The following is an 18,169-nucleotide window of genomic DNA, read 5'->3' as shown; positions in this document are numbered from 1 at the left end:
CGAACATGGCCAAGACTGTTGAAGAAATCGCGGAAGCCATGTTAAACATGGTAACAGATGCGCAAGGCATCAAGAAACTAAAACCGACGGATCTGATAAAAGCCATGCGGGAACTTTATGGCGATGAGGCCGATAAGAAGCTGTGTAAAGGGGCTATTAAAGAGCTCGTCAATTCCGGTAAGTGTGTTTATACATATTTCGGTGGTAGTTTCATCGAACTTCCTCACAGGGAAAGCGCCGCAAACGACTAATTTCCCTATCCGGGTAGGGAAATAAGGGTATGAATAGCGCACGCCTTATAATTGCAGGCCTTTCCGGCGATTCGGGAAAAACGATAGTTAGCCTGAGCACCATTACGGCTGCTCGTTTAAGAGGGTTGACTATCGCGCCTTTTAAAAAAGGTCCCGATTATATCGATTCGGCCTGGTTGTCGAATTGCGCCGGGATCCCCTGTCGCAATCTCGACACTTGGATGGTCGAACCTGAAAGTGTCGCCAGGTCATTTGGACGGTACGCACAGCGGTATGATTTATCCATTATTGAAGGAAATCGCGGCCTCTTCGACGGAAAGGACGCAAAAGGATCTCACAGTACCGCGGAGCTTGCCAGGCTATTGCGGGCTCCGCTGGTACTGGTAGTAAACGCGACCAAAACTACCCGGACTCTTGCGGCTTTGGTAAAAGGCTGTCAGGTTTTTGACGGCAGTGTCAATATTGCCGGAGTAATCCTCAATAAAGTCGCCGGTTCCCGCCATGAGAAAATCGTCAGGGAGGCGATTGAGGAATACTGCGGTTTGCCGACTCTTGGCGTTATCCCCAAATTAGGCGACGACTCAAAGTTGATCCCCGGACGGCATTTGGGACTTATTCCACCGGCAGAATTTATGTCGCGGACTGAAGCAGCCGCGAAATTATCCGAGATTGCCGAAAAGAATATTGATATTGACAGACTTATCGAGATCGCTAAATCCGCGCCGCCTTTGAAAATCATAGAAGACGATCTTCCCGAGGCGGTCGAACAAGATGTTCGTATCGGATACTTTAGCGATTCTGTGTTTACTTTCTACTATCCCGAAAATCTGGAGGCTCTGGAAAATCATGGAGCCGAGCTAATTCCGATTTCATCACTGGCTGATTCGATCCTGCCTGATATCGACGGGTTATATATCGGCGGTGGGTTTCCCGAAACCCAGGCCGATAAATTGTGTCGGAATCATTCGCTGATGGAATCGGTAAAATCGGCGGTTGAGAACAATATGCCGATTTATGCCGAATGCGGCGGCTTGATTTATCTGTGCCGCTCGATTAAATGGGATGGCAAAACGCATTTAATGGCCGGAATATTCCCAATCGATTTGGAAATGAAAGTCAAGCCGGTCGGGCATGGTTACACGGAATTCAAAGTCGAAAAACCGAATCCCTTCTTCCCCGTTGACAAAGTCGTACGGGGACACGAGTTTCATTATTCCGGTGTAACTTCGAATGGCCGGAATGCTGATAGTTGTCTGAAACTTAGCCGTGGCGTCGGTTTGGGTAACGGGCGTGACGGTTTATTGTATAGAAATTGTCTGGCGTGCTATACGCATATCCATGCCGGTGGCGTTCCCGATTGGGCCGGGGAATTTATTACCCGTGCCCGAGATTATTCAAGGAATATCAAGAATTGCGGCGGAAATTCGGGGACGAGCCGGAACCGCGCCAGGTGCGCATAAAAAGTAAAGGAAATCGCATTTTTGTCGGTCGATATAACGGCAAAAAACGGCATAAAATTCAACAAGAGAGTCCATCATGGCCAAAATAGTCAGGAAAAAGAAAAAAGGAATTAGAGGTCGATCGTTTTCATCCGGGGGATCAGGCGTTGAGACATCACCGCTCCGACCAAAACAGATATCCAAGATTCCGCCCTGTATTAGCAATTGCCCCAATCATAACCGGATTCGTGAGGCGTTGATGACGGTATCCAAGGCTGAATCTCTGGGTAAACCCTACGAGCAGGCTTTGGAGGAAGCGGCTCACATTTTTATGGAGACGACTCCCTTCCTGTCCACCTGCGGCCGCGTTTGCCCGCATCCCTGCGAAACCGATTGTAACCGGGTCGCTCTGGAGGGATTGGTCGGTATCAATAGTTTTGAGAGATTTTTGGGTGATTTTGCTTTGGAGAAAAAGCTGGTTCCGAAGATGTTGACTGAAGAAAAGCGTTCCGAGAAGATCGCCGTTATCGGTTCCGGTCCGGCCGGGATGACTTGCGCCTACCATTTAGCACGGCGCGGTTATCCGGTAACGGTGTTTGAGGCGTTTCCCAAATCGGGCGGTATGCTTCGCTATGGCATTCCCGATTATCGTCTTCCGCAGGATATTCTCGATGCCGAGATGCAGCGGATTTTAGATTTGGGCGTGGAATTGAAGCTCAATACCAAAATCGGTGTTGATATTTCCATGGATGATATGCGGAAGGAATATAAATCAATCTTTATCGGTATCGGCGCTCATCAAGGCTTAAAACTCCGGGTTGAGGGCGAAGACGCTGAAAACGTCCGGACCGGTACAGATTTCCTGCGCAAAATCAATATGGAAGAAACCGTTGATATCGGTAATGAGATTGTGGTTATCGGCGGTGGCGACACGGCGATTGACGCCGCTCGCGTCGCGCGTCGTCTGGGCGCGGAAGCGACAATTCTTTATCGACGGACGCGCGAAGAAATGCCGGCCATCGATGAAGAAATCGAAGGCGCGTTGGAAGAAGGTGTCAAGATTGAATTTCTAGCCGCTCCGATTGCGATCAAATCGGAAAACGGTACAGCGACCTCTATGACCTGTCAGAGGATGGAACTGGGTGAACCGGATGATTCCGGTCGTCGCCGTCCGGTGCCGATTGAAGGTGATACTTATGAACTGGGATTTTCGACACTGATTGCCGCTATCAGTCAGGCTCCTGATTTCACGGGATTTGAAGCCTTAATCGAGGGCCGCGACTGGATCAAGATTGACGATAACTGCAAGACCAAGCTCGAAGATACCTATTCCGGCGGTGACAATGTCAATCTGGGGCTGGCGGTGCAGGCGATCGCACACGGCCGCATGGCGGCTCAGGCGATTCATGAAGCGATTACCGGTGAAAAGATTGAAACTCCGGAGCTGGCCAAAATCGTGCACGAGAAGATGTATCTCCCATTCTACGAGAAATTGGAACGAACCGGCATCGATTCTCTTCCGGTTGAGGAAAGATTCGAAAACATGGATAGCGAAATCGTCACGACCTGGAGCGAGGAAAAGGCAATTGGCGAAGCGAAACGGTGCCTGAGCTGCGGTGAGTGTTTTGATTGCGGTAATTGTTGGGGGCTGTGTCAGGATAGCGCCGTTATCAAGCCGCTGGTTAAGGGCGAAAAATACAAATTCAAACTGGAATTCTGCAACGGTTGTAAGAAATGCGCGGAAAATTGTCCGTGCGGATATTTGGAAATGCATTAAGTGAAATAAACTGTTTTAGATAGAGTATTTTTATTTTAACGGAGGCAAAAAATGGCAACATTTGAGTGGAAAGATGTAAAAATCGAAGTCGATGAAGACGGATTTATGGAGGAGCCTGAAGTGTGGAACGAGCAGGTAGCGTTGGCTCTGGCCAGCACCGAAGGCGTAGATGATCTTACCGAAGAGCACTGGAAACTCGTAAACTATCTTCGTGAATATTATGCCAAATACGGCATCGCTCCAATGATTCGGAAGCTCTGTAAAGAAACCGGTTTCCCGCTGAAGAAAGTCTATGAGCTATTTCCATCGGGTCCGGCTAAAGGCGCCTGTAAAGTAGCGGGCCTGGCCAAACCGACCGGTTGCGTATAATTTTAACTGACTTATTCGGGTGACATCAATGCGCTAACTCTTTCGATGCCCCCGAATTTTTTTTACTTGGCGCTATTTTAACAATCCTTTGTGGTGATTGGTCAAAATGCTAAAAACTCTTTTGAAAAAAAAGAAAACGGCAATACTCAAAAGATGGTTTTCGAGGATATCGAAAACCTACCCGCCTGACGGCGCGAAATTCTTTTTTCAGGAACAGAATAGATTCGCCAATCCGGTTGGCTCGACGATTAATCACGAAATTGGAAATATATTTGACAATCTAATCGGTAAACCTGACTGGGACGAGATTTACCAGTCCTGTGAGAACATCAATAAAATCAGGGCGGTTCAGGATTTTTCGGCTTCGGAGGCGGTAGCATTTATGTTCTTTCTTAAAACCGCGATACTTGAGGAGTTAACAGAACAAAAATCTGACGAAAAGATATTTCGGGAATTTTTGGAATTGGAATCTGATATCGACCGGATCGCACTGACGGCTTTTGACAGCTATTCGCGGTGTCGGGAAAAGATATATAATCTCAAGTACGCGCAATTAAAAAGCAATGCCGGAATCATGGCAATTCGCAATATAAACGAACAAAACGGGAATAAATAGAAAGCAATGTTAATGGCAGCATCAAAACTTAGGGTCAATCATGGGAAGGGAGGCTGTCGCCTATGCATGTTTTAAGCTCAATGTTTATAGTCATTTTTCTAATGGCGGTAGTTTTTATCGGAGCCGGCGTTTTGAAATGGCAATATTTATTTGGGGTGATAATACCCTATATATCAATCGCCGTGTTTGTACTCGGCGTTATCATGCGGGTATTGAAATGGGCCGGGGCTCCGGTTCCGTTCCGAATCCCCACCACATGCGGTCAACAGAAATCGCTGTCGTGGATAAAACAGAATAAGCTCGAAGCGCCGTTTACATTCTGGCAGGTCGTGGCTCGAATGTTCATGGAAGTATTTTTCTTTCGTTCGCTGTTCCGAAATACCAAAGCCGAACTGCACGAAGGTAAGAACCTTGTTTATGGTTCGGATAAATGGCTCTGGGCCGCGGGACTGGCGTTTCATTACAGTTTTTTGATAATTATTCTGAGACACTTTCGGTTCTTTACCGAACCGGCGCTGTTTTTTATCGAACCGATTCAGGCCCTCGACGGTTTTTTTCAAATCGGCGTTCCGGAATTATACCTGACGAGTATTATCTTAATCGGCGCGGTTACTTTTTTGTTTTTGCGTCGGATAATGATTCCTCAGGTAAGGTATATATCGCTTCCGGCCGATTATTTTCCGCTCTACGTGATTTTCTCCATCGCGGCCACCGGTATTTGCATGCGGCACTTTTATAAGGTTGATATCGTATATGTCAAACAAATGGTCACCGGGCTTTTGACTCTTAATCCGGTTGTACCCGAGGGGATTGGCTCGGTATTTTATATCCATCTGTTTCTTGTATGTTTTCTCCTGGCCTATTTCCCCTATTCGAAACTGATGCACTTTGCCGGAGTATTTTTCAGTCCGACGCGCAACCTGGCGAACAATAATCGCGCCAAAAGACATATTAATCCCTGGAATCCCAAAGTTAAGACTCATACATACGAGGAGTGGGAAGATGAGTTCAGGGAAGTCATGAAGGATGCCGGTATGCCTTTGGAGAAGGAGTGAATATGGCGGAAAAATTAATAAAACCGGAAGAGCTGGCCCAGGGCATCAAACATACCACCCCCGGCGGTGATTGGCGCGATGAAAAGACGGAGTTGAAAAGAGGATGCTTTAATTATGGCGCCCAGCCGTCAAGTACGAAATATCTGGGATTGCCCAATGTTCGTAAATGGCAGCCGATGCATGATGACTGGCAGCTCCCGGAAAACTGGAAAGAAATTATAATCAAAGGCCTGGCCGATCGTCTTAAACGATTCCGTTCGTTGCAGGTCTTTATGGATATATGCGTACGCTGTGGAGCGTGCGCCGATAAATGCCATTTTTATATCGGCTCGGGCGATCCCAAGAATATGCCGGTCATGCGCGCGGAATTGCTGCGGTCAATTTATCGCAATGATTTTACCGCCGCCGGAAAAATTTTGGGAAGCATAGCCGGTGGACGAAAACTTACGGTCGATGTCATCAAGGAATGGTTTTACTATTTCTATCAATGCACGGAATGCCGCCGCTGTTCGGTGTTCTGTCCGTATGGCATCGATACCGCCGAGATAACAATGATTGGTCGAGAGCTTTTGAATCTTTTGGGTTTGGATATCGACTGGATTTCAACTCCCGCCGCAAACTGCTTCCGAACCGGTAACCACCTCGGAGTCCAGCCGCATGGATTCAAGGACAGTGTCGATTTCGCGGTTGATGATCTGGAAGAAAACACCGGGGTCAGAGTCGAAGCGCCGATTAATAAAAAAGGCGCCGAGGTTCTGTTTGTAGTACCGTCGGCCGATTACTTCGGCGACCCGCACTACTTTGGCTTTTTGGGTTATCTGGCTCTTTTTCATGAGATAGGACTTGATTACACTCTCAGCGCATTCGCATCCGAGGGCGGTAACTTTGGCCTGTTCCATTCCAATGAAATGATGAAGAGGCTGAACGGCAAAATATACGCTGAAGCGAAACGGCTGGGCGTGAAATGGATTATCGGCGCTGAATGCGGCCATATGTGGCGGGTTTTGCATCAATATATGGATACGATGAACGGCCCGGCTGATTTTCTTGAAGTGCCGCGCTCCCCGATTACCGGCACGGTCTTCGAAAACGCCAAAACGACCAGGATGGTTCATATCTGCGAATTTACCGCGGACCTTATCAAGCATAACAAGATCAAGCTCGACCCCAACCGCAATAATCACTGGAAAACTACATTCCATGATTCATGTAACACTTCGCGAGCGATGGGGCTTTTGGATGAACCGCGGTATATTCTCAATAAGGTCTGTAATCATTTTTATGAAATGCCGGAGAATACCATTCGCGAGCAAACGTTCTGTTGCGGCAGCGGCTCGGGCATCGGCACCGACGAAAATCTGGAAATGCGGATGCGAGGCGGATTGCCTCGCGCCAATGCCGTTAAATATGTGCATGAAAAACACGGCGTTAACTTGCTCTCATGCATCTGCGCCATTGATAAGGCGACTTTACCGCCACTGCTGGAATACTGGGTGCCCGGAGTTGAGGTTGCGGCTCTGCACGAACTGGTCGGCAACGCCCTGGTGATGACGGGCGAGAAGGACCGCACAACCGATTTACGCGGACAGGAATTTGTCAATAATGGAAAGGAGGGTAGTGAGGATGTATGATTCTGGCAAAGTAATCATCGGCCTGGTTATCTTTCTTATTCTGATTACCTTCCCGATGTGGTACAACGTCGCGACCGGCGAGGCTGAAAACGTTCCGGAACTTGAAAAACCGGTTAAGGGAGATGCTTGCGTGGCGGATACCGAATATATGAGATCATTTCACATGGATGTTCTGAATCAATGGCGTGACGCGGTCGTGCGCGACGGTCAACGGATTTATACGGCTCCGGACGGCCGGAAGTTTAATATGAGCCTGACGCATACCTGCCTCGACTGCCATGCCAGCAGGAAGAATTTCTGTGAAAAATGCCATACCTACCTGAAAGTGACTCCATACTGTTGGGACTGCCATACGGTTCCGGAGGAGGTGGCCGAATGAGCGTAGACAGAAGGAAATTTTTGAAGTTTGCCGGTCTGGCCGCATTGGGCGCGGCCGCCAAACCGCTGGCGGTTGTCGCTCAGGAAGCTGAGCAGGTTGTCGATAGTTCTCTGCCTCAGGAGAATCCACTGACGGCCAAACGGTGGGCGATGGTTATAGATATGCAAAAATGTCTGGATCATGAAAATGTGAAAGATTGCGCTCAGGCTTGTCACGAAGCGCATAACGTCCCTGATTTTGGTAACCCCAAAGAAGAGATCAAATGGATCTGGATGGAAGATTTTCATAAGGCGTTTCATGAGCAAAATCATGAGTATATCGATGAAAAACTGCATCACGCCAAATTCCCGGTACTTTGCAATCATTGCGATAATCCGCCGTGTGTGAAAGTTTGTCCGACCCAGGCGACCTGGAAGCGCGAGCAGGACGGCATCGTCATGATGGACTGGCACCGCTGTATCGGATGCCGTTATTGCATTGTCGGATGTCCCTACGGTTCGAGGAGCTTTAACTGGCGTGATCCTCGTCCTCATATCAAGAAAATAAATAACGAGTTTCCCACGAGAAGCCGGGGTGTCGTCGAGAAATGCACCTTCTGCGAAGAGCGGTTATCCCAAGGAAAGATACCGGCCTGCGTGGAAGCGGCCAAAGACGATGCTATTGTATTTGGTGATCTGGAAGATCCGGAATCAAAGGTTCGCGAATTGCTGCGCTCGCGTTTTTCGATAAGACGTAAACCGCAACTGGGAACCCAACCTGAAGTCTATTATCTGGTGTGAGGAAATTATGTTAGAAAAAGCATTACATGGAGATAAACGATACTGGTCCTGGGTTGCCTTTTTGATGATTGTTACAGGCGGAGGCGTACTGGCTTATCTGCATCAGTTCAGCGAAGGCCTGGGCGTCACCGGTCTCAGCCGCGATGTGGCCTGGGGATTTTATATTGCTCAGTTCACGTTTTTGGTTGGCGTCGCCGCGTCGGCGGTTATGGTTGTTTTGCCGTATTACCTGCATGATTTCAAGGCGTTCGGCAAAATCACCATATTGGGCGAGTTTCTGGCGGTATCGAGCGTGATTATGTGCATGACCTTTATCTTCGTCGATATGGGTCAGCCGTTTAGAATTATTAATGTCTTTTTGCATCCATCGCCCAACTCGATGATGTTTTGGGATACGATTGTTTTATCCGGGTATCTCGTCTTGAATCTCATTATAAGCTGGACGGTACTGGGTGCGGAAAGAAAATCAATCGCTCCGCCCAAATGGGTCAAACCGATTATTTACTTATCGATTCCGTGGGCGGTCAGCATTCATACGGTGACGGCGTTTTTGTATTCCGGTTTGGCGGCGCGACCGTTTTGGTTGACGGCTGTGTTGGCGCCTCGATTTTTGGCATCGGCGTTCGCCTCGGGCCCGGCTCTCTTGATTATTGTGTGCCTGCTTCTGCGCAAACTGACCAAATTTGACGCCGGAGATAAGGCGATAAACAAGCTGGGTGTGATAATCGCTTATACGATGAGTCTTAATGTCTTTTTGATCCTGATGGAATTATTCACCGTGTTTTACAGCGACATTCCGGAACACACATCTCATTTTCAATATTTATTTGTGGGATTGGGCGAGAATAACGCTCTTGTTCCATGGATGTGGTTCTCGGTATTTCTGGCGATTCTATCGTTGATTCTCATATTGGTTCCAAAATTCCGAAAGAACCATACGGTTCTGGCCGTGGCCAGCGTGGCGATTTTCTTCTCGATCTGGATTGATAAGGGCATGGGAATGGTCATCACCGGTTTTATACCGAATCCTCTGGGTGTCGTCACCGAATACACGCCGACTCTGCCGGAGGTGATGATTACTCTGGGAGTGTACGCGATTGGATTTTTGATAGTCACCGCTTTATATAAGATCGCGTTGTCGGTCAAAGAGACTTTGGCTAAAGCGTAAAGATAAAAGGTGAAAAAGCAGGCGGTTCGTCCGCCTGCTTTTTGTCTGAGGATGATAATTCATCCTTAAAGAATTAAGCGTGAGAGGGGTTGTTCGATGCAACCCCTGATTTGTCTATGAGCGAAAAAAAATATTCGGATGTGATCATTGTCGGTGGCGTGGCCGCCGGACCTAAAACCGCGGCAACTCTCGCCCGGCGGGATAAGAACCTGAGCATCACTCTTTATCAAAAAGAGGAGGTGCTGTCTTATGGATCGTGCGGTCTCCCCTATTTTGCCTCGGGGGATATTGATAACTTTCAGCAATTGGTATCTACTTCTTACGGTGTCATTCGCTCGCCCGAGTTTTTTAAAAATTCCAAGGGGTTTGAGGCGATTGCCGGGGCCGAAGTTATCAAAATAAACAAAGATGAAAAAACGGTTGCGGTTAAAATATTGGAATCGGGCGAAGAGTTTGAGCATGAATATAAATATCTTGTTCTTGCTACAGGATCGACTCCAACGCCTCCACCGTTTCCGGTCGCAACATCAGATAGAATCAGTTCGTTTACAAGGCCTGGAGATGCTATCGCTTTTCGCAAGATGGCTCAAGCCGGACAGGTCGGAAAGGCCATTATTGTCGGCGGTGGATTCATTGGGTGCGAATTGGCTGAGACGTGCGGCGGATTATGGGGCATCGAAACGGTCTTAATAGAAAAAGAAAATCAGATATTGCCGTTTGCTCTTGATTATGAGATGGCGGTAATTGCTCAGCGTGAATTGGCCCGGCAGAATATCGAAATATTAAACGGCGCGATGGTCGATAAAGTTGATTTGGATAACGATGGCAATCCGGTTGTTTTTGTATCGGGGAAAGATGGTATTTTATGCGATTATCTGTTTCTGTGTCTGGGTGTCAGGCCGATTGTATCGCTGGCGAGTGAATGCGGTTTGGAGATCGGTGAAACGGGAGGCATTAAGGTAGATGACTATTTGCGGACATCCGACGCCAATATTTATGCCGGTGGCGATTGTGTCGAATCGATAAATCAAATTACCGGCCGGCCGTTTTATATTGCGATGGGTTCGCTGGCCAACCGTCACGGACGAGTTATCGCGGAAAATATTGCCGGTAATCAAATGACGTATCCAGGTTCGCTGGGGACTTTTTTGATTAAGCTGTTTGACTGCAATGTCGGGTCATGCGGGATTACCCGGCAGGTGGCAGAGAATTGCGGACTTAATGCTGATTATGTTCTGGGGACATTCCCGGATAAACCTGATTACTATCCCGAGGGCAAGACGTTCAGGGCGAAGATGGTTTATGAACCAGGCTCTCATCGGGTGCTTGGTTTGCAGGCAGTCGGTCATGGCGATATTTGCCGCCGGGTGGACAGCATGTCGGCTTTACTGCAACACAACGCGACGCTGGAGTCAGTTCTTGATTTTGAACATGGGTATGCCCCGCCTTATTCCGAGGCTCTTGACCCTTTGCATCATCTGGCGGCGATGGCATTGGCAAAAATCAATGGGATTTCATTTGTTTCACCGGTTGATCTTTCAGAAACATCATCAGATAATCGCATCTGGCTCGATGTTCGGGAACCATCAGAGATTGAATCGGAACCATGGGAATATGCCGGAGAGAACGCCTATCTTAATATTCCTCTCGATGATTTGCGAAACCGTTTGGATGAGCTTGATAAAAACCGTAAAATAGTTATTGTCTGCAAGCGCGGGCCCCGTTCGTATCAGGCGGCAGTTATCTTGAAGCAGGCCGGTTTTAAATCGGTTAATATTATAAGCGGCGGATACGAAGCGGCGGTACTATAAAGAGGAAATGAGCGGATTATGATTCCCTGCAGTTGGCGGTTATATTTGTGCGGCATAAATCACACGACGTCTTCGCTGGAAGAGCGCGAACCGCTGCAAATCAATCACGAAGATATGGCCTCGGTCAACGCCGCTTTCGTTGATATGGTAGAAATCAAGGAATCGCTGATTCTATCGACCTGCAATCGGATTGAGTTTTATTTTATCGCGGGCGCTAAAGATGAGGCATTTAAGATAATTGCCGAGTTTTACCGTAATTTCAGGAAAATAGATATTTCGGGCTTAAAAGATAAATTCTATTTTTCAAAAGATAAAGACGCGGTTGAGCATATCTTTCGTGTTGCCGCCGGAATCGAATCGATGGTTATCGGAGAAAATCAAATTTTCGGCCAGATAAAAGACGCTTATCGGTCGGCCTGCGCCGTAAAATCAACCGGCAAGATCTTGCATCGATTACTTCACCAGACCTTCCGGATCGGCAAACAGGTACGGACCGAAACGGAACTTGGCAAGGGCGCCTGTTCGGTTTCGAGCGCGACGATTGATATGCTCAGGACAAAATTACAAGAATTCGATAACCCTGTGATTCTATTCATTGGAATTAACCGGATGATTTCATTGGCGGCCTCGGGATTGCATCGGTTGCGTTATAATAATTTTCTTTTTGCCAATCGCACCCGGGAAAAAGCGGCAGATTTCGCCCGGCATTATAACTCGGGAGGTTACGGACTGGATAGTCTGCCGGAGTTGATAAATAAATCTGATATTGTTATTTCATGTACCGGTTCGGGGTCGGCGATTATTGATGACGACATGTTAAAGCCAGTTTTTGCTGAAAATTCCGAAAAGAAAATGCTGATCGCGGATATGGCTGTTCCCCGGGATGTGGAAGTTAACACAGTCTATGATGGGCTCGAGATATACGATCTGGATACTGTTCGTGATTTTTTGAAGGAGCAGGAAGCAAAACGGAGACACGCGATTCCGGACGCTGAGAAATTAATAAAAAGGCGATTGGAACAGTTTATGTACTGGTATGAACATATCAGGCATGAGCCGGGATATAACGGTCTGGCTGAGGCGTTTGAGAAAATTCGTCTGGAGACGCTTGGCGGTTTGAATTCATTGCCGGAAGAGACAAAAGCGGTTTTTGACCGGGTTTCGCGGCAGATGATGGAAAGAATGATGCAGGTAAAATCCCGCGTCGAAGCGCGGGCGGAAAAAACGGAGAGTTGACAATGGCTAACAAGTATTTTCCGATAAATATCACATTGAAATCGCGCAACTTTTTAGTTGTCGGCGGCGGTAAAGTGGCATTGAGGAAGATTGAATTACTTATGGATTTTGAGGCCGATATCACGGTTGTGGCCCCGGAGCCGCTTGACAAAATCGAATATTACGCATCCAGGGGTAAATTGAAACTTCATAAACGGGTCTATGAATCTCAGGAGGCTTCGAATTACGGAATGGTCGTCGCGGCGTCCGATGATGAAGCTGTCAATCGGGGCGTATATGATGATTGTCGGGAAGGAAAAGCGCTGGTGAACGTCGTTGACAATCCACCCCTGTGCGATTTTATTTTTCCGGCTATGGTCAAGCGGGACGCGTTGACGGTGGCGGTATCGACCGACGGCAAAGCTCCGTTTCTGGCAGCGCACCTGCGCCTTATAATGGAAAATATCTTTCCCAATCACTGGTCGCGAATCATGCAATTGGCCGTGAGCTTCCGCAAGAAAGTTCAATCCAGGTGGGGCGACAATACGAAGGAGAGGTTTGCCAGCCTTGACAGATTTTTAAGCGCCGACTGGAAAACGATGATAAAAAATAAAAACGACGCTGAACTGGAAAATGAATTGGATATACTTTTGGAATCAGTCGAGGAAGATGAAGGCCCGGAACAAAAGAAGCCTGAAGACCCCGGCGCCGGTCCGGTAACTTTGGAATTTGGCGGAGATGACTGATAAATATCGATGGGCAAAACCGGAAAAGTATATTTAATTGGAGCAGGGCCCGGCGATCCGGGTTTGATTACCGTTCGCGGCAAGGAACTGCTCTATAGCTGCGACGCTGTTTTATACGACAACCTGGTCTGCCCGGAATTTATCATCGCGATTCCCAAAACGACCGAGAAATATTACGTTGGCAAAAAAGCGGGCGATCATCCGGTTCCCCAGGAGAAGATAAACGAACTTCTTCTCAAACTGGCTCGGGAAGGAAAATCGGTCGCGAGACTGAAGGGCAGCGATCCGTTGATATTTGGACGGGGCGGCGAAGAAGCCAAATATCTCAAAGAGCATGGCGTTGAATTTGAAATTATTACGGGAGTTACTTCCGGTATAGCCGGACCGGCTTACGCCGGTATCCCCTGCACGGACCGCATGCTGGCTTCATCAGTTCTTTTTCTGACCGGACATAAATCCAGCGACAAATTAAAATCGACCGTTCCCTGGGATTGGGTCGCCAAAATCAAAAACGGCACGGTCGTTATTTATATGGGCGTCAATGAAATTTCGAATATCACTTCTCAGTTAATTGAATACGGCATGAATTCGGATACATCGGCGGCGATAGTCGAGCGAGGGACTTTTCCATCACAGCGAGTCTTCACGGCGACTTTGAAGAATTTGCCCGGTATAGTGAAAAATGAAAATGTCAGACCTCCGGCGCTGTTTGTGCTGGGTGAGGTTGTCAATCTCCAGCCGTATCTGGAATGGTTCGCAGACAGACCTCTTCTCGGTTTGCGAGTACTGGTGACGAGAGCGTCGGCTCAGGCTGGGGATTTGTACCGTAGATTGCGTGAACTGGGCGCGGAGCCTTTGCCGTATCCGACAATTGCAGCACGGGTGGTTGATGACGTGAACGGCTGGACGAATTTCTCATATATTCAAAACGAAAATAAATGGCTGATTTTCACCAGTGAAAACGGCGTCCGGTATTTTATGGATAGCTTCTTCAAGAAATTCGATGATATTCGAATGCTGGCAGGATTTAAGATCGCCGCAATCGGAGCAGGGACGTCGAAATTGTTAAAAGAATATCGTCTGCCGACAGACTATATGCCTTCCAAAGCGACGGTGAATATTTTAGTCGATGAGATGCCAAAAGCGGTCGATTTGAAAGGCGCCGCCGTTGTTCGCGTGCGTGGGAATCTGGCCGATGATTTGATTGAAAAGGCTTTTCCCGGGATGGGCGCGGAAGTGGTACCCCTGACGACTTATGAGACTTATTATCCTAAATGGCCGGATGGGTTGAAAGAAAAACTCATAGATTATCCTCCCGACGCGATTTTGTTTACCAGCGGTTCGACGAAGAAGGGATTGTATCATAATTTATCCAAAGATGAAGTTGATAAAATTATTCAAAACGCCAAAGTGTTTTCAATCGGTCCTAAAGCAAGCGCAGTTCTCAAATCCGAGGACGTGAATATCACTCGTGAAGCGAAAGTCCAGAACATCGCCGGCCTGTTGGATGAGCTGGTCGATTATTATTCGGAAAAGTGAGAATTGCCGTCAGGTCACACCCGCCTTCGGCGGCCAAGACCTGACGGAACTTTAAAGAACCGGAAGGTTATTCTTTCGCATTTCCTGACCTGCTGACTTTTCAGGATGCTCCCACGCCGATTGAGCTGACTTTGTTCGTAATGCATCTCGAACATCGTATGCGCACTTTTCAGGGGACATTTCATGCCAATCCAGATTACGCCTACTGGTACGGCTGGAGCGAGATGGTCCGCGACTTATCCGAAATAAAGAAAATGGCTGAAGAAATGCTCGCCGCTCATGGCGGTTGATAAGTAAAAATTCCGATTCAGGTGATAGACAAAATCCCGTCACAGAAATGTGATGGGATTTTTAAATTCTGTAAAATGTATTGACAAAAATCTTCTCAAGCGTAAATTGTAATTAACAAGGTTCTCGTCTTTTCTTAATACCGCCAAAACCATTCGCGAGGAGGGGTGGTATGAATACTCTATTTAGGTGCAATTGTATCAATTCTCGCCGCTTTGTTTGCCTTTTACTGGTTTTAATGCTGGCCCTATCGAGCGCTCCGGTAAACAGCGACAGTCAATACATTTGCGGCGACGCCAACGGCGACGGACGTATCAATCTAAACGATGTTCTCTTTATCGTCAGTTATACATTCCTGTCTGGTCCGCCTCCAGAACCGTATGAGTCAGGTGACGTTAATTGCGATGAGTGGGTTAATGTCGGCGACATAGTTTATCTAATTAATACTATCTTTAGAGACGGCAGGATGCCGTGCGAAGATTGTCCCCAATCGAATTGATACAAGTTTGAATTTCGAATGTTAGGAAGCTCCGGTTTAACCGGAGACATGTACGCAACATTTTCTATTGTGCGGGAGGTGGGTAATGATTGTGCATAACCGCTGTTTTGCAATCCCCCGATATTTTTTATTAGTTTTTGCGATTACGATATTATTAGCCACCGGCTTATCTGAGATTACGGTCGCCGCCGATATTGTTGATGTCGATATTGTCGTCCCCGGAACGTCAACGCCGGTCGATACGCTCTATTATGATACCGATTATGAAATCCGGTTTTTTCTTGAAAACGATCAAAAGCTGGGAGGTATCAGTCTTGGTTTCGCCTTAAAATCCGATGACGGAGCGACCTGGACGTGGAATAATATCGGCGAAAGTATGGTTTCAATTGTTTCCGGATGCCGGATGGACCCGCCGGAAACAGTCTGGGACATGATGGGTTTTATTCTTACTGAGAAAAATACCGATGGAATATCGTCCGATACGGTCATGTTTGGCGGCGTCGCTATTGCCGGTGGAGTGAATCCCGGCACGCTGGAACATATGATTTCAATGAGTTTTACTCCTGACGGACCAAATGATGACGTCGTGCACACCATCTGTATCGATAGCGCTTTTGTCGCTCCTTTTGGCGATTTCCTGTTTTCGTTCATTGGGGGTATGGGAGGGGTGACTCCCACGGTAATCTGGAACGTAGGAGGAAAGTGCTGGCCGGCCAAAAAAATCCCCAACGATTGCCCTGTCTGGGATGCTGAATTGCCGACTACTCTGGAAGCCGACCATTGCGACAAGGGTAAGGTTCGGCTTTCGGCGACCGATCCTGAAGAAGATATGATTATGTTTTCTTTAGGCACACAAACCGGCGGCAGCGGTTACGCCGAATTGACTGACGTCGGAAACGGAAGGGTCGATGTTACATATTATGCCAGCAAATCCGATGTGGGAGAATCAATAACTCTGGAAGTAGAAATTTACGACGAATTTCATCCTATCGGCAATTGCGATCCATATTTACTCAATGTATTTGTTACCAATGATGGTCCGTTTATTAATTGCGGCATGCCGGTGTATTACGTCAATGAGGGTAATGATGTCGTCAAGACCGATATAGTCGTGATGGAACCTAACGAATGCGACGAAGTGACTTTTGTCCTTTCTTCGGGCGAAGGTGAAATCAACGAGGTAACCGGCGTGTACACTTGGACAAATACCACGGGTGTAGGCAGTTATGACATTAACATATATGCAACGGATTCTTACGGCATGGCTATCGGCAGCTTTATAGTCGAGGTTCTGGAAGCCATCGAGGATACCTGTGCCACTTCGGAACAATTGCCCGGTGACATCAATAATGACGGGTCAATCAATGTCAATGATATTTCCTTTTTCAATAACTTTATCTATCGCGGCGGACAAGTGCCTGATATAATGGCTAATGCTGATGTCAATGGCGATTGCTTTGTTGATGAGGTTGATGTGGCCTACCTGGCCGCGGCCATCCTTGATGGCGGCCCGGCCCCGGTGGAATGCACCTGCGTAAATCCTTTCGTCTGCGATTGCTATATCGGCGACGCTAATAATGACCTATCGGTCAATATCGGCGATGCGGTGTACATTATTAATTCTGTTTTCAAAGGCGGCCCGCCCCCAAAACCCTATATTCTGTGCAACGGCGATGCCAATAAAGATTGCAGCGCCGATGTCGGCGACGCGGTTTATATCATCAACACGGTTTTCAAGGAAGGTCCCAGACCGGCGGTATGCCATGAATGGATTGACGGCGACACCGGCTGCGGCTGGATAGTCCGCGAGTAGGTTCAATATTTATTATAACTGTCAGGTCACATTCCGCTATCGCGGAACAAGACCTGACAGAACATATAACTGATAGTCATTCAAAAAGTACGGGTTTTTAGCCATTGCTTTTTTTTCGACTTTATATCCTGCGTTTCGTATATTCTCTCTATGAGTTTAATCGCGTTGTTTTTTACATCATTTGGGATTGGGTTTTCCGGGGCGCTGATGCCGGGGCCACTTTTGACGGTCAATATTGCCGAGGCGACTCGCAAAGGATTCTGGACCGGGCCGATACTGGTTTTCGGTCACGCTATCGCCGAGTTGGCGGTCGTTTTCGCTCTCGCCTTCGGCCTTCTCGAATTGTTCTCATCCGCAACCGCATTCAAAGTAATCGGCCTCTTAGGCGGTCTGGCGTTAATACTGATGGGCGCGATGATGATGCATGATATCATCCGCAAAAAAATTTCCTTCGACGCCGATAAACCGGGCTCCAGCTCAGGCTTGTTAGTCGGTAAAGGCATCACCGCTTCCATATCAAACCCTTACTGGTTTGTCTGGTGGGCTACCGTCGGGTCGGCCCTGATGAGTAAATCTCTTTCGCACGGAATTGCCGGTCCCATCGTCTTTTATTTCGGACACATTCTATCGGATCTGGTCTGGTACAGTTTTGTTTCGCTTTTAATTGCCGCCGGGAAAAAACTTCTGGCCGGAAAACCGTATTATATATTGATAACCATATGCGCATTGTTCTTGCTGTATATGGGCGTTATGTTTGTTATTGATGCCCTTAAATAAAGGTTTTGTCCGTGGCC

General features: G+C 47.6%; 17 protein-coding genes and 1 pseudogene. All 18 read left to right on the top strand.

From position 1 onward, the window contains the following. Window positions 1-5 precede the first annotated feature (5 nt). The 18 genes and pseudogenes from V3V99_06650 to V3V99_06565 all read left to right on the top strand — a co-directional run bounded on the left by V3V99_06650 (window position 6) and on the right by V3V99_06565 (window position 18,152). On the top strand, window positions 6-251 hold the full coding sequence (locus V3V99_06650) for a hypothetical protein (protein ID MEE9442331.1): 246 nt from the start codon (window positions 6-8) through the stop codon (window positions 249-251). A gap of 29 nt (window positions 252-280) precedes the next feature. Next, on the top strand, window positions 281-1,711 hold the full coding sequence (locus V3V99_06645; protein ID MEE9442330.1) for a cobyrinate a,c-diamide synthase: 1,431 nt from the start codon (window positions 281-283) through the stop codon (window positions 1,709-1,711). A gap of 76 nt (window positions 1,712-1,787) precedes the next feature. Further along, on the top strand, window positions 1,788-3,467 hold the full coding sequence (locus tag V3V99_06640; protein MEE9442329.1) for an NAD(P)-binding protein: 1,680 nt from the start codon (window positions 1,788-1,790) through the stop codon (window positions 3,465-3,467). Between the two features lie 51 nt (window positions 3,468-3,518). Then, the gene (locus tag V3V99_06635) at window positions 3,519-3,836 is read left to right on the top strand and encodes a TusE/DsrC/DsvC family sulfur relay protein (GenBank protein ID MEE9442328.1); all 318 of its coding nucleotides are present in this window, start codon (window positions 3,519-3,521) and stop codon (window positions 3,834-3,836) included. 106 nt (window positions 3,837-3,942) lie between these two features. Further along, window positions 3,943-4,452, top strand: coding sequence for an RsbRD N-terminal domain-containing protein (locus V3V99_06630; protein MEE9442327.1), 510 nt, complete (start codon window positions 3,943-3,945; stop codon window positions 4,450-4,452). Window positions 4,453-4,514: 62 nt separating this feature from the next. Further along, the gene (gene dsrM, locus V3V99_06625; protein MEE9442326.1) at window positions 4,515-5,507 is read left to right on the top strand and encodes a sulfate reduction electron transfer complex DsrMKJOP subunit DsrM; all 993 of its coding nucleotides are present in this window, start codon (window positions 4,515-4,517) and stop codon (window positions 5,505-5,507) included. Between the two features lie 2 nt (window positions 5,508-5,509). Continuing rightward, on the top strand, window positions 5,510-7,138 hold the full coding sequence (locus V3V99_06620) for a (Fe-S)-binding protein (GenBank protein MEE9442325.1): 1,629 nt from the start codon (window positions 5,510-5,512) through the stop codon (window positions 7,136-7,138). Next, window positions 7,131-7,517: a sulfate reduction electron transfer complex DsrMKJOP subunit DsrJ gene (gene dsrJ / locus V3V99_06615; protein ID MEE9442324.1), complete on the top strand. Its 387-nt coding sequence runs from the start codon at window positions 7,131-7,133 to the stop codon at window positions 7,515-7,517. Before V3V99_06620 ends, dsrJ begins: the two co-directional genes overlap by 8 nt. After that, window positions 7,514-8,296, top strand: coding sequence for a 4Fe-4S dicluster domain-containing protein (locus V3V99_06610; protein ID MEE9442323.1), 783 nt, complete (start codon window positions 7,514-7,516; stop codon window positions 8,294-8,296). Before dsrJ ends, V3V99_06610 begins: the two co-directional genes overlap by 4 nt. 7 nt (window positions 8,297-8,303) lie before the next feature. Continuing rightward, the gene (gene nrfD, locus V3V99_06605; protein MEE9442322.1) at window positions 8,304-9,464 is read left to right on the top strand and encodes an NrfD/PsrC family molybdoenzyme membrane anchor subunit; all 1,161 of its coding nucleotides are present in this window, start codon (window positions 8,304-8,306) and stop codon (window positions 9,462-9,464) included. 116 nt (window positions 9,465-9,580) lie between these two features. Then, the gene (locus V3V99_06600; protein ID MEE9442321.1) at window positions 9,581-11,275 is read left to right on the top strand and encodes an FAD-dependent oxidoreductase; all 1,695 of its coding nucleotides are present in this window, start codon (window positions 9,581-9,583) and stop codon (window positions 11,273-11,275) included. A gap of 18 nt (window positions 11,276-11,293) precedes the next feature. After that, the gene (hemA, locus tag V3V99_06595; GenBank protein ID MEE9442320.1) at window positions 11,294-12,511 is read left to right on the top strand and encodes a glutamyl-tRNA reductase; all 1,218 of its coding nucleotides are present in this window, start codon (window positions 11,294-11,296) and stop codon (window positions 12,509-12,511) included. Between the two features lie 2 nt (window positions 12,512-12,513). Beyond that, complete coding sequence (locus V3V99_06590; GenBank protein MEE9442319.1) at window positions 12,514-13,236, top strand: bifunctional precorrin-2 dehydrogenase/sirohydrochlorin ferrochelatase; 723 nt, start codon at window positions 12,514-12,516, stop codon at window positions 13,234-13,236. A gap of 9 nt (window positions 13,237-13,245) precedes the next feature. Beyond that, the gene (cobA, locus tag V3V99_06585; protein ID MEE9442318.1) at window positions 13,246-14,775 is read left to right on the top strand and encodes a uroporphyrinogen-III C-methyltransferase; all 1,530 of its coding nucleotides are present in this window, start codon (window positions 13,246-13,248) and stop codon (window positions 14,773-14,775) included. A gap of 53 nt (window positions 14,776-14,828) precedes the next feature. Continuing rightward, window positions 14,829-15,065 (top strand): annotated as a pseudogene (locus tag V3V99_06580) (cytochrome C). A 170-nt stretch (window positions 15,066-15,235) separates the two neighbouring features. Then, a complete protein-coding gene (locus V3V99_06575) occupies window positions 15,236-15,562 on the top strand; it encodes a dockerin type I domain-containing protein (protein ID MEE9442317.1) in 327 nt (108 codons plus the stop codon). An 85-nt stretch (window positions 15,563-15,647) separates the two neighbouring features. Beyond that, window positions 15,648-17,375: a dockerin type I domain-containing protein gene (locus tag V3V99_06570; protein ID MEE9442316.1), complete on the top strand. Its 1,728-nt coding sequence runs from the start codon at window positions 15,648-15,650 to the stop codon at window positions 17,373-17,375. A 150-nt stretch (window positions 17,376-17,525) separates the two neighbouring features. Further along, window positions 17,526-18,152, top strand: coding sequence for a LysE family transporter (locus V3V99_06565; GenBank protein ID MEE9442315.1), 627 nt, complete (start codon window positions 17,526-17,528; stop codon window positions 18,150-18,152). Window positions 18,153-18,169: the final 17 nt, after the last annotated feature.

The sequence above is a fragment of the Candidatus Zixiibacteriota bacterium genome, assembly GCA_036480375.1.
In the GTDB taxonomy this organism is placed as follows: domain Bacteria; phylum Zixibacteria; class MSB-5A5; order GN15; family JAAZOE01; genus JAZGGI01.
Note: the sequence above shows the minus strand (reverse complement) of the source record. Positions and strands in the feature narration are given on the sequence as shown.

What these genes read in the sequence shown, in the direction of transcription:
- V3V99_06575 (MEE9442317.1), top strand. Translation starts at nt 15,236, where the DNA reads ATGAATACTCTATTTAGGTGCAATTGTATCAATTCTCGCCGCTTTGTT.
- dsrJ (MEE9442324.1), top strand. Translation starts at nt 7,131, where the DNA reads ATGTATGATTCTGGCAAAGTAATCATCGGCCTGGTTATCTTTCTTATT.
- V3V99_06640 (MEE9442329.1), top strand. Translation starts at nt 1,788, where the DNA reads ATGGCCAAAATAGTCAGGAAAAAGAAAAAAGGAATTAGAGGTCGATCG.
- hemA (MEE9442320.1), top strand. Translation starts at nt 11,294, where the DNA reads ATGATTCCCTGCAGTTGGCGGTTATATTTGTGCGGCATAAATCACACG.
- V3V99_06645 (MEE9442330.1), top strand. Translation starts at nt 281, where the DNA reads ATGAATAGCGCACGCCTTATAATTGCAGGCCTTTCCGGCGATTCGGGA.
- V3V99_06650 (MEE9442331.1), top strand. Translation starts at nt 6, where the DNA reads ATGGCCAAGACTGTTGAAGAAATCGCGGAAGCCATGTTAAACATGGTA.
- V3V99_06590 (MEE9442319.1), top strand. Translation starts at nt 12,514, where the DNA reads ATGGCTAACAAGTATTTTCCGATAAATATCACATTGAAATCGCGCAAC.
- V3V99_06610 (MEE9442323.1), top strand. Translation starts at nt 7,514, where the DNA reads ATGAGCGTAGACAGAAGGAAATTTTTGAAGTTTGCCGGTCTGGCCGCA.
- V3V99_06565 (MEE9442315.1), top strand. Translation starts at nt 17,526, where the DNA reads ATGAGTTTAATCGCGTTGTTTTTTACATCATTTGGGATTGGGTTTTCC.
- V3V99_06635 (MEE9442328.1), top strand. Translation starts at nt 3,519, where the DNA reads ATGGCAACATTTGAGTGGAAAGATGTAAAAATCGAAGTCGATGAAGAC.
- V3V99_06600 (MEE9442321.1), top strand. Translation starts at nt 9,581, where the DNA reads ATGAGCGAAAAAAAATATTCGGATGTGATCATTGTCGGTGGCGTGGCC.
- V3V99_06620 (MEE9442325.1), top strand. Translation starts at nt 5,510, where the DNA reads ATGGCGGAAAAATTAATAAAACCGGAAGAGCTGGCCCAGGGCATCAAA.
- V3V99_06630 (MEE9442327.1), top strand. Translation starts at nt 3,943, where the DNA reads ATGCTAAAAACTCTTTTGAAAAAAAAGAAAACGGCAATACTCAAAAGA.
- nrfD (MEE9442322.1), top strand. Translation starts at nt 8,304, where the DNA reads ATGTTAGAAAAAGCATTACATGGAGATAAACGATACTGGTCCTGGGTT.
- cobA (MEE9442318.1), top strand. Translation starts at nt 13,246, where the DNA reads ATGGGCAAAACCGGAAAAGTATATTTAATTGGAGCAGGGCCCGGCGAT.
- V3V99_06570 (MEE9442316.1), top strand. Translation starts at nt 15,648, where the DNA reads ATGATTGTGCATAACCGCTGTTTTGCAATCCCCCGATATTTTTTATTA.
- dsrM (MEE9442326.1), top strand. Translation starts at nt 4,515, where the DNA reads ATGCATGTTTTAAGCTCAATGTTTATAGTCATTTTTCTAATGGCGGTA.